13 protein-coding genes and 1 pseudogene are annotated in these 11,284 nt (G+C 38.7%); 3 read left to right on the forward strand and 11 right to left on the reverse strand.

Annotation, left to right across the window (positions count from 1 at the left end):
- Positions 1–614 (forward strand): transposase (locus LMC10_RS03440; RefSeq protein WP_229268933.1); only part of this gene is annotated, 614 nt, incomplete at its 5' end.
- On the opposite strand, the pseudogene LMC10_RS03445 reads toward LMC10_RS03440, so the two are convergent.
- The 6 genes and pseudogenes from LMC10_RS03445 to LMC10_RS03470 all read right to left on the reverse strand — a co-directional run.
- Positions 560–1,012 (reverse strand): annotated as a pseudogene (locus LMC10_RS03445) (helix-turn-helix domain-containing protein); the annotation flags it as partial. The gene LMC10_RS03440 and the pseudogene LMC10_RS03445 sit on opposite strands and share 55 nt — an antisense overlap.
- A 143-nt stretch (positions 1,013–1,155) precedes the next feature.
- Positions 1,156–3,060, reverse strand: coding sequence for a M13 family metallopeptidase (locus tag LMC10_RS03450; protein WP_229268934.1), 1,905 nt, complete (start codon positions 3,058–3,060; stop codon positions 1,156–1,158).
- A 73-nt stretch (positions 3,061–3,133) separates the two neighbouring features.
- Complete coding sequence (locus LMC10_RS03455) at positions 3,134–3,427, reverse strand: hypothetical protein (protein WP_229268935.1); 294 nt, start codon at positions 3,425–3,427, stop codon at positions 3,134–3,136.
- Positions 3,428–3,430: 3 nt separating this feature from the next.
- On the reverse strand, positions 3,431–4,723 hold the full coding sequence (locus LMC10_RS03460; RefSeq protein WP_229268936.1) for a vWA domain-containing protein: 1,293 nt from the start codon (positions 4,721–4,723) through the stop codon (positions 3,431–3,433).
- The gene (locus LMC10_RS03465; RefSeq protein ID WP_219285358.1) at positions 4,720–5,865 is read right to left on the reverse strand and encodes an AAA family ATPase; all 1,146 of its coding nucleotides are present in this window, start codon (positions 5,863–5,865) and stop codon (positions 4,720–4,722) included. The genes LMC10_RS03460 and LMC10_RS03465 overlap by 4 nt, the downstream gene beginning before the upstream one ends.
- A gap of 3 nt (positions 5,866–5,868) precedes the next feature.
- Positions 5,869–6,501 carry a DNA-3-methyladenine glycosylase gene (locus tag LMC10_RS03470; protein ID WP_011953588.1) on the reverse strand — a complete coding sequence of 211 codons (633 nt, stop codon included), beginning with the start codon at positions 6,499–6,501 and terminating at the stop codon, positions 5,869–5,871.
- Positions 6,502–6,560: 59 nt separating this feature from the next.
- On the opposite strand from LMC10_RS03470, the gene LMC10_RS03475 reads away from it, so the two are divergent.
- Positions 6,561–6,941, forward strand: coding sequence for a DUF488 domain-containing protein (locus LMC10_RS03475; RefSeq protein WP_229268937.1), 381 nt, complete (start codon positions 6,561–6,563; stop codon positions 6,939–6,941).
- A gap of 295 nt (positions 6,942–7,236) precedes the next feature.
- Here LMC10_RS03475 and LMC10_RS03480 read toward each other — a convergent pair whose 3' ends face one another.
- The 5 genes from LMC10_RS03480 to LMC10_RS03500 form a co-directional block, all read right to left on the reverse strand.
- Positions 7,237–7,410, reverse strand: coding sequence for a hypothetical protein (locus LMC10_RS03480; RefSeq protein ID WP_229268938.1), 174 nt, complete (start codon positions 7,408–7,410; stop codon positions 7,237–7,239).
- Position 7,411: 1 nt separating this feature from the next.
- Positions 7,412–8,095: an NAD(P)H-dependent oxidoreductase gene (locus LMC10_RS03485; RefSeq protein ID WP_229268939.1), complete on the reverse strand. Its 684-nt coding sequence runs from the start codon at positions 8,093–8,095 to the stop codon at positions 7,412–7,414.
- Between the two features lie 5 nt (positions 8,096–8,100).
- The gene (locus LMC10_RS03490) at positions 8,101–8,421 is read right to left on the reverse strand and encodes a DUF7671 family protein (protein WP_019252943.1); all 321 of its coding nucleotides are present in this window, start codon (positions 8,419–8,421) and stop codon (positions 8,101–8,103) included.
- A gap of 30 nt (positions 8,422–8,451) precedes the next feature.
- Positions 8,452–9,411 carry an Lreu_0056 family protein gene (locus LMC10_RS03495; protein ID WP_229268940.1) on the reverse strand — a complete coding sequence of 320 codons (960 nt, stop codon included), beginning with the start codon at positions 9,409–9,411 and terminating at the stop codon, positions 8,452–8,454.
- A 104-nt stretch (positions 9,412–9,515) separates the two neighbouring features.
- Positions 9,516–10,592, reverse strand: a complete 1,077-nt coding sequence (locus LMC10_RS03500) for an Rpn family recombination-promoting nuclease/putative transposase (RefSeq protein ID WP_229268941.1) — start codon at positions 10,590–10,592, stop codon at positions 9,516–9,518.
- 228 nt (positions 10,593–10,820) lie between these two features.
- Here LMC10_RS03500 and LMC10_RS03505 point away from each other — a divergent pair, with 228 nt between their 5' ends.
- On the forward strand, positions 10,821–11,105 hold the full coding sequence (locus LMC10_RS03505) for a hypothetical protein (RefSeq protein WP_035159539.1): 285 nt from the start codon (positions 10,821–10,823) through the stop codon (positions 11,103–11,105).
- The last annotated feature ends 179 nt before the right edge of the window (positions 11,106–11,284 follow it).

Raw genomic sequence — 11,284 nt, forward strand, 5'->3', positions numbered from 1 at the left:
GGTCACAGAATTGGGAATATAACGCTAATGACGACTACTACATTGATCATCAAGGAGTTCGTTTTAGTTTTTATCGCTATAGTAAATCCACTGATAAGTATGGCTTTAAGCGTGACTTCAAAATCTATCGTGCTGATAAACATCAACTATCAGTTAAATTAGATGAACTAGCGAAGACACCAGGTGGTCGTCAACGCTATATGAAGGTTAACCCAACCTGGAATTATTATAAAGCTAAAGTTAAAGATGCCCTCTCAAGTGACGAAGGCAAGGCAATTTATCGTCGACGGAAGTTCGACGTTGAGCCAGTCTTTGGTCACATGAAGAGGGATTTTGGCATACGCCGAACTCATCTCCGTGGACAACGAGCTGTGGAAAATGATATCGGGCTAGCCTTGATGGCATTAAATCTAACAAAATTTGGACAATCAATTAGTCGATTGGAGACTAATTTCATAAATAATTTAAAATCCGGACTACGATTTTTGAATCGATCAAAAATCATAGTCCGGATTTTACTGTTAGAGAACCAAAAATTAATAGTTAATTCCCAGCCTCTTCCAACTTTCTCTTGTCCTTTAACCTTCTTCCAATCACATTTTGATATCAAATAGTAAACATTTAATAATGCTATTCCAACCATAACACCTAAAACAACTCGCCAAATTGAACTAAGAGAAGTAATTTTTACTAAGCCAATTGTCTGAAACAAAAAATAAATACATGCAAGAAAGTTAATAATATACGAAATAGTAAAAGTATTATCTTTCTTAGCATTCATAGCGTGCTCTTCTTTATAGTTATTTATCATCTCATGATCCTCCCGTAATAAATCATCCAAACTAACATGGTAGAGATCACTTATTTGAACCAACATAAAAATATCAGGATAACTTCGACCATTTTCCCAACTAGAAATTGTTTTACGTGAGATCAACAATCGTTCTGCTACATCCTGCTGAGTCCATTCTTTTTGACGACGATATAATTTCATTTTATCGGCAAATTTCAATAAGTTCTCCTACCTTCAATTAAATTTATTTCCCGGGAAATTAACTATGCTTAAACTTTACCGAAGAAGACGATATTTGTCACGCTAAGAATCATAGCAAACAAAAAGGCTGGAGAAACTTCCAACCTTCTGTAAATCTTAAATTACCAAATATGAACCCGATTTTCTGGTGCCCGGTACATTTCATCGCCAGGCTTAATGTCAAATGCTGTGTAGAAGTCATCGAGATTTTCTGCTTGAATATTAGCACGTAATTTTTGCGGTGCATGAACATCAATTGAAAGCAGTAATTGCATGTACTGTTCCGTTGCCTTCATTCGCCAAATAGTTGCCCAGTTAATAAAGAATTCTTGGGCATTGAAGTCAGCTTCAGTTTTTGCTGCTTCAAGCGCACAACTGAGGCCTCCTGCATCGGCGATATTTTCAGAAACCGTGAGCTTCCCGTTTACCTTTTGACCAGCAAATGGGATCCCATCAAATTCTTCAATCATCTTTTGAGCTAATTGCTTAAAGTGTGCAGAATCTTCATCTGTCCACCAGTTATTAAGATTTCCAAACTCATCAAATAATGACCCGTTATTGTCAAAGGCGTGGGAAATTTCATGAGCGATTACTGCGCCAATTCCACCATAATTTTGGCTGCTGCTTTGTTTCAACGAGTAGAACGGTGCCTGTAGGATTGCCGCTGGGAATACAATGATATTCTTAAATGGGTGGTAGTAAGCATTGACTGTGGCCGCACTCATTTCCCATCGCATCCGATCAACAGGTTTATTCCAACGACTGAATAATTCTTTATTAGCCGTCACTGTTAATTGATTTAAGTTTGCAATCAATGATTCCTCTTCATCAACCTTAAATTGATCATAGAGAGCAGGAATCTTATCTGGATATCCGACTTGAATACCCAGTTTATCAAGCTTAAGAATAGCCTTATCACGGGTATCCTTACTAAGCCATTGGTTATTGGTCAAGCGTCCCTTATAGACTTTAATCATTTGTTCAACCATGTGGTGCACGTCTGCCTTGGCTTGCGGTCCAAAGTACTTCTTCCCATAATAATCACCAGCTACTTGGCTAAACATGTCACGGGCAAGATAGAACGCAAATTTACGCTGACTAACTGGTTTCTTGCTTCCAGAAAGTGCTCGACCATAACGTCCATTGATTTCACGCATTTCATCATCAAGGTAACTGGCATTTTCGCGAATGACACGAATTAATGCCCAGTTTTTAAAGAGCTCAAAGTTATCTTGTAAAATCTTATTCAGGGCCTTAAAGTATTCCGGTTCTGTCACAATTACCTTTTCCGGTTCTTCCCCAACTAACTGCTTAATTATTTCCGCAATATCAAGTTGATCAGTGGCACTAGCTAGTTCTGCAACCGTTTGTGGATTATACATCTTACTATAATCAGCCGCTTCTTCGGCACTCTTTACATTTGGCGCAAGAAGGGCATCGAATTTGATTGCGTCATCAATAATCTTTTTTGCTTCTTCTTTGCTATACCCAAGCTTATTCATCAAGGCTTCCACCATTGAAGACCATAGTTGGAGTAATTGATCGTGCTGAGCCTTCTTTTCTGCTTCATAGTAGCTCTTGTCAGGTAAAATGAGCGACGGTGATGAGGCAAACAAAGCATAAACAGTCGCATTCTTCATATCAGCGTCAATATCAAAACTAATCGGTGAAGGCATTCCCGCTAAAATCCAGTTTTTCCATTGAGATTGGTAATCTTCATATGAATTAAGATTCTCTACGCTTGCCAACATCCTTTTAAGCGGTTGTGGGCCAACTTTCTTACGCCAATCAAACTTTTTAGCGAGGCGATATAGTTTAATCATTTCGTTAAAACGCGAATCCTCAGACTTTTCCTTCCCTTCTGCATAGGCATCAAAGTCATCCATCAGTTGCTTGTCAATCTCATCAACAAGGTCATTGAAGCCCCCGGTAGCTGGTTTATCATCAGGAATCTTCGCCGTCTTTAGCCATTCCCCGTTTACTGCTTCGTATAAGTCGTCTTTAATTAGTTCGTTATTTACTGCCATGTGCAGGGCCTCCTTAAAGGGTTACATTACTTACTATTATACTATGCCTACTAGAAATTCACGTAAATTTGCTTCAATCTAAAAAAGGACTTAATAAAGTTTTCCGTGCACTTTCTGAAAACCATGAGTCATGTTGCATCAGTAATTGATTTACTTCCTGATAATTACTTAAGTCAACCTTTCCTTTAATCAATCCAGCAATTTGGAGCTGCCGAGCAAATTGAACATCTGCGGACTGGAGAACGTTGCGAAAAATCGGCTGTTCATCTGGATCCCACCGCTTATTAAGAAGACCAATTGCCCGCTCATATTCTTTGCTATGGGTAAGTACCTTTTGCATGGCCTGTGGATTTAAAATTGTTATCATCAATTATCCCCTCATTTCTAATACTCTTCCCGGTGGTTCTTTTACTGATAATTGATTAGCCTTTGTCATCATTAGCCAATAAACATTTTGATAATGATAATTATTGATTCGTTCCTCTCCCCACCCATCAGTAATAATGATAATTATGCGATTTCGTTTAGTTAGGTGGTGCTGATGGAGATAGTCAAAAATACACTGAAAACTTGTACCGCCGCCACCTGTTCGTCTAAAATCAAGTTTTTTACCATCATGTAGTTTTTGCTTGGCAGTCACCCGGGCATCAAACGAATAAACATTAGCTGTCAGTTTTGTTTTCTTAAGCATCTTTTCAAGTGTCGTTAGTGTTTGAACGATTTCTTGATCGGTGACCGATCCGGAATTATCAACAAAAATGTCAACAGCTGGATCCAATCTCGTAACTTTGCCAGGCAAATCTATTCGTAATGGTTGCCGACGATTAAAGCGAGCATGCGAATTAACTTGTCCTCGTGCAATCAACCCAAACTGATGCCTAAGAACCTGCCGCCAATCAACTATTTTAGTTTTTTGGACTTTCTGTAGCTGTGATCTTACATCCCCTGGTAACAATCCGCGATCTCGTTGCGGGGTTTGCCTCCAAGAATTATTTAAAATACGCTTAATATTCGCTAACCGTACGATCTGATTGCTGATCTGCTGACTTGTCTTAGATTCCTGCCAGCCGTTATGAGTATCGGCTGTTTTAACCTTATCCGCCGTTGCATTTTCCTTTTGTTTGCCACCATTCAATTTAAGGCCTGGCTGATGTAATTTTTCTTGCTGTTCAGCAGGCAGCTGTTCTAATATATTGAGATAATCTTGCGAATCTAATTTTGGCATTAGTTTTTGACGAAGAACTTTCTCTAATTGGCTAAGGGTTACTGTTCCTTGGGGTGGCTCAGTTAAATACTGATTTACTGCTACATCAGTTGCAATCTGGACTAAATCTTGATAAGGATAAGAAGCATATCGTAATGGATGCATCCAGATAAGATGAAGGGCTTCATGTTCTAATAAGCTTTGAAGTTCATCATTACGAACGTTCGCTAACTTTTCTGGATTAATAACCAGTACAAGGCGATTGTCTTCCCACCTCAATCCCATCATTGCGGGTAACTGTAAATCATTCTCTCGTGGAAGTTGTAACAATACCTCACCAAAAAGTCGTTGTTTTTGAAGGATGCTAATAATTGCCTCACTAATCCGTTGCGCGGACGTTACATGGCTATTACCTCCACCTTTTTGTCGTAACCGTGCCAGGATGTCACCTAACCTCATCGATTATCACCACGCGTCGCAACCTCCGCAAAATATTGATAAAGTTGCGCTACAGAGCCTTGGGGATGTTTAATGGCTTGCTCATACATTACTTGCAAGAGGTCGACGAAATCCTCACCAACTGTTTGAACAATCGCATACTGCCCATCTTCACTGACTAATTGGAGATACTTAATAAATAGAGCTGCCTCTTCTTCAGATGCTAGTTTAGGACTTAGCCATGAACGTAATACTTGAATTTTGGTTGCTTCATCAGCATTTTCAAACTGCTCCTTGCCATCTTTAGCGTCTTTCAAGGTTGCCACTGTAAGCTCTTGCCCCTGTGCAAGGACAAACTGAGCAAAGGCCACCCCTACTTCATCACCTAAGTCACCACTAAATATATCAGCAGCAAGTTCTTTTTGCATTTTCTGGTCTAACGCCTGTAATTGATCAAGATTGCGGGAAACTCTTTCCCAAGCACGTGGCGTGGGAGCCAAATCTTCATTGTTCGGATCAATAACTAATAATTGTTCAGGATATTGCGTAAGATAGGCAGAAACAAGGTCATTAATTCCAGCGGTCTTGGCCCATTTTAACCATTCTGCCGTCGAACTCGTCATTACTAAACGCACTGTCCGATCTTTAATTGCAGCATCCCCAGTCGCAACACCATATTCACGATCGGTAAAACCTGCCATCGTAGAATCAGGATTCTCTGCAATAATGATCCGCACTGTGGAAGGCAACCGCAAAGAATTAATCTTTCGTTGAAGGACCAGGTTCATTAATTCACTTTGAACAGCTTGCGTTCCGCGATTAAATTCATCTAAAAACCAAATAATTGATTGATTAGGATGGGCCTCGGCATATTTAATAATGCTGATTAAAGTTTCAGAGTAACCGAATTGTACATTTGCAAGACGGCCGTAATTTTTCGTTTCAACAAAGGATTCACTAGTCAAGGGGGGAACCGGAATGGCAAGGTCTCCTTTTTCGCTTAAGCTGACAACCGTAGTAAATAATGCCGCATTCAGATTAGCAGCAATTTCACGAACTAAAGCAGATTTACCGATCCCCGCATCCCCGACAATATTCGGAACATTACCAGCATCGAGAACAACGGGAACTGCCGTTAATAGTTGTTGATAAGTTAGCGCCATTATTTACCCCTTCCAACCATGACATTCCAGATCCATGTCTTGTTTTTTCACGTTTGATACATAGGGATTGCCTTTTACATAAAAGCGGCGTGGACTTAACCCATCCTTCCCCTTCAAATTAACTCCAATCCGCGCAGAAATAGCTATTTCTCCAGGAATTTTATAATTATGTAAATCAACCGTTAGTGGACTTGTTTCCATAGGCTGCCCATCTAAATCCCGTGAATGAATTCCGAGAGCTTGTACTAATTTACCGGGACCGTTAGTAATATTTACCCCTGACATGTGCCGATTTTCGATCATTTTATCGATGTTTAGCGCCGGTTCTATTCCGCGAAGTAAAATTCCTTGAGGTTCTTCTGCATCCTGAACCACAATATCAAAACAATAATGGCCACGGATTTGGTATAGGTAAATATTCCCGGGCATTCCATACAAAGATTCCGAGTAGCCAGTGCGTCGTCCATTAAAAGCATGCGATGCCGAATCTTTTTCTCCTAAATATGCTTCTGTTTCAACAATATAACCACCAATGATTCCACTTTTAGTTTGGTATTTTACTAGTTTCCCTAAAAGATCCTTCGCAATTTCGACTGTGGGCCGTCCAGTAAAAAATTGTTGATATTTTGTTAGCATATTTATTTTCCTCCTAAAAAGAACTATCCTAAACATAACACTAATTAAAGGAGATCGTCATGATGGAACTAAAAATTGAACGAATCTATACTAAACCTGTTGATTTAGATGGTTATCGTATCCTTGTTGACCGCATTTGGCCACGCGGGATTTCAAAAGAAAATGCACATCTTGATAAGTGGCTCAAAGAGGTCGGACCCAGTACCGAGCTGCGGAAATGGTTTGGTCATGACGTCGCTCGTTATCCAGAATTCAAAGAGCGTTATCTCGTAGAATTAACCAACAATCCTGTTTACTATAATTCATTGAAGGCAATTGTCCAAAGTAAGTTGCCGAGTCAGAACGTTATTCTCCTTTACGGGGCAAAAGATGAAGAACATAATCAAGCAATTATTCTTGCTGACAAGCTCCAAAAAGATTTACAACTCGCCATAAAATAATATAAATCAATAATTTTGTATTTTTTAGGAATAATTTGTTTTATAATAATATATGAGGATTTTATTCATAATTCTCTAGTACCCATTGTTTCACTGACTTAGTTATATAAATTCCTTTTGAAGGTATCAATACCACAAAGGATTTTTACAAACTTTTTAGTGACTTTTTCTAATCGTGCAATTAGAATCACGGGTACCAATAACCCCCTAGTTTCATTTTGAAACAATTATCTGATAAGGTGGAAGTCTATTATTGAAGTGGTAGGTAGACTTCTGCTTTATATTTTTAAATAAATTATTTGTCAGCCCAGCTACGACCATCGAGCTCACCAGCGGCATTGACTAGGCGTTGTGCTTGTTTAAGCATTAACTGATCTAATGCCCGGTAAAAAGCTTGATCTTCATATGTTGGGCTATTTTTCATTAATCTTTTTAATTCTTCGTGTGCCCATTGTTGATTCTCATTCATTTTAGTCATCCTCTTTTTCTCGGAGCCATCCGATAGAAGTATGTAAATCATCCAGCTCTTCTTGTTGATCTTGTAAAAGTGCCAATAATTGTTCTAATTTAGCTTGTTGAAGAGGATCTGACTCTTGAGCAATTTTAACGTTAAGTTGGTCAATAAACCATTGCGTCTGATCGCTAAAATGCAAGAATTTATCTAAGGTCAAATATTGCTGATAGTGGATAAATAATAACTGCCGCTCTTCTTCACTCTGTTGGGCAAATTGATAGATCGGCAATGGTGGCAAATACTTCATCCCCATCGCGTGCGCTAAAGCCTGATATGGTCGTAAAAGTTCAGCAATTGTATATCCTTGACTGGCACCCGGTTGAAATGCAGACGCAGAATGAGCAACCGTCGTAACAATCCCCAATTCACGACCCTTTAGCAAATGACTGCTTGTAAGTTGTGAATTCCATACCTCATCAAGCCATTGCTTTAAGATCGCGGGCGCACTATACCAATACAGCGGAAATTGAAAAATAATTCGGGTTGCCGATTTAAGTAATTCCTGCTCTTGAGAAATATCAAAAGGTGTTTTTAATTCATGCCACATAACGTTATTTTCATCATCAGCGGCTGCCTTTAAAAATGATTCAGTCGATGAATTCGCAAGTTGAGGGTGAGCCACTATCACCAGTGTTTTCATCAATTTCACTCCTTTAATTCTGCAAGGCCTTGTTTCAAGACATCTTCTGTAACATCGACAGTTAAAAATCGTTGCAGAGGCGTTTCACTATGACGATCCTTAAAAGCCATTGGTTCTGCTTTTAGAATTACAACAGTCAAGTTATTTTCCGTCAGCATTAACTGACCCGGATGTTTAAATTTCCCCTTAGTATGTTTTCCAGTCCGCCAAGTATGTAATTTGGCCTCACCATTCTGGTCAAATTTCAACTGATACTTTCCACTAGCATCTGTTTCGACGGGAATCCCGGTAAACTTTTGAACATCATACTTATCTTTTTTACCCATAATATATCCTTCTTAGTAATTAATCTAATTTTACGGTTCCACTTTTAATTGGTCCGCATAAGCATTAACCTCATCCTGTTGGTCTTCACTTGTGTAGTAATTATTTATCAAATTCGTAACAGTGGTATGCGTAGTAGTTATTGGTGCCCCTGTCACACTTTGATTTTCAGTTGATTCAACCATTTTAATTGTGACATCATTGCCTTTACGTTTAAACCAAATATAGCTAGTCAAATCACCCTGTGTTGTTACATATTGATAATCCGCAACTTCACCATAAGCATAATGCGTTCCATAATACATTTCACCATTTTGAACTCCTGCCTTAAACCAATCAGGGTTCTTTAACAATGCACCTAATGTTCCTAGCTGCTGGGTAGTTAATCCATCCTTATCCGTAAGTGTAACTTTACCACGCATATCAATAATTTGGGTGTTTTTTGCTACTTTCAAAACACGATTAACTTCCCCATGAGTTTTGGCATACGTCACCATTTCAGCGAGTGTTACGCCTGTTTTGCGAATACCATTACTACCGTTCGCATAGTAAACCTTATTTCCGACAATTGTATAATAGGTTGAATTTAAACGATCGCCATCTTCATCACTTTTGGAAGTTAATTTAATCGTGTATAAAACTTTGGCGCCTTTAGGATAAGTCTTAGCAGAGGGTCCCTCTCCCCATGGCACTGCACCTTTATCATAAATCTTAACCGTTGCTCCCTGATCATTGTTTTCCATATCAGCAGAATAATCATAATCATTTGCTCCCGGCATATGCGCATCACGATAATACAACACAAGTGCAGCAGTTTGCTCAAGTGATAATCGTTCAGCGTTTAGTGCTGCATCATCCCTTGTTTGTTGTGTACTCGATAAAGAACTAGTCATACTACTAGTTGATCTATTAGTATTTAAGGATGTTCTCCCACAAGCTACCATGACCATCATCGTCAATGAAAGCATCAGAATTAGCGCTATTTTTCTCATAAAGATCCTCCCCACAGATCTTATATTTAAAGTTTTATTATACCTTAATCTTTAGGAGTTACCTAAAAAGCCTCCATAATTGATTTGGAGACTTCTTTCTCATTTCATTCAGCAAAATAATCCTTAATTTCTTTGTCTGACAAGTTAAACTTTTCTTTTATTTCTTTCTTGATTATTGTTTCATCAATATTTAGCGCTCTCATTGCCACAATCGATGTTTTAATTATCGTCTGCTGATTTTCGTGTAGTTTTTGTTCTCTTTCTTGAATTAGCTGTTCTTTTTCTTTAAGTCGATCCTGATCTTCTTTAATTTCACGTTTACCTTTCTGGATCTCTCGTTTTCCCTTTTGAACCTCGTTTTTGTCTTCTAGAATCTCTCGTCTACTTTTCTGCAGCTCTCGTTTGCCTTCTAGAAGTTCCCGTTTACCTTTCTGGAGCTCACGTTTTCCTTCTAGTATCTCCCGTTTGCCATCCCGTATCCTACGTTCACCCTCACGAATCTTTTTCTCGCGCATTTCTTGATCCATTTCATATACTGAACGTCGCATGTATTCCGACCTCCATTTCCGGTTCCGCTTTACAACTGCTATTCTCTCCTTTAATTTTACGACAAGCGGATCGGTCGCTTCAACTTCTCGCTGGGCAATCATATCTAAAAACGCCTGCATCTTAGGATCGACATCGTGACGCAAGGAAGGGACGTTAAATAAGATATCGGTTTGACCATCTTCTATAATTTGTTCGGGAATTTCATCAATATGCTTGTGTAATACATAGCGTTGCTGACCTAGCTGGAATGGGTCAAAATTGCAAAAGAAAATCACATAGGAATCATCAGCTTGTTCATATGGCTGCCCTTTATCATAGGCTTCCATTGAGCTGGCAGTTTGATAATAACGAATTCGTTTAGCGATATTGTGGTGATCAGCTACTTGCATCTCAATATCATAATGGTTGCCTTGTTCGTCGGTCGTATAGATATCAAAACGCACTGACTTAGCATCAGGAGCAATAGCAAACTCTTGCTGATTATTAGGCAACTTAATCTTTTTAATATGCAAGTCGGGTAAGATCCGCCGTAAAACTTCTAAACAAATATCATAATCAAGCATCACTTTATTGAAGATATAATCATCAGCTAGCCCTGCCATTTCCCACTTTTTACGTAAGAATTCATTCATCCTTATGGCCCTCCTGTTAAATGGTTCTATAAAGATATATACGTAAAAGGCAAGAATCTGCACTTTTTTACTCAATATTTCTTCAATGTGCCATAATTGCATATTAATAGTGCTTTATCTTTTGGCTATCGATGAGATCCGACTATAATAGATAGTGAAAAGTAAATCTTCTTTATTAAGTATTTATCTATGGTCTGTGTAGATAGGATGTTGAAAGGAAGTAATACTATGTTCGACGTTATCTTTTGGATTCTTGCAATCTGGTTTGTAGTAAACGTTGTATGGATGTGGTTTGCCCTTGACAACCAAGTTCTACAAAAAACATTCGCATGGATTAATGTATGTGCAATCGTAATTGGTTTTTGGGTATATTACGGCATGACTCACGACGGCAACGCCCTTAACGGCTGGTTCCTTACAATGAACTGGGTAAACATTGCAATTGCTGCTATCCAATTCTACTTTGGTTATCGTGAAAACAGCGTTACCCACAACGGTCACACAACCGCATGATTGATTTACTTTTCAACTAGAACTATGGCTTGGGGTCATGGTTCTTTTTTAGTTAAAAAAAATGGGTATACACTTTCTGGTATGGATGGAGATTCCATGCCAGATTTTTTGTATAAAAAAGAGACATTTGCTGTCCCCTCGTTATACAATCAATTCACCACAAAAATCATGAAAGAAGG

It is taken from the genome of Limosilactobacillus reuteri subsp. simiae (genome assembly GCF_020784875.1).
Classification (GTDB): domain Bacteria; phylum Bacillota; class Bacilli; order Lactobacillales; family Lactobacillaceae; genus Limosilactobacillus; species Limosilactobacillus reuteri_H.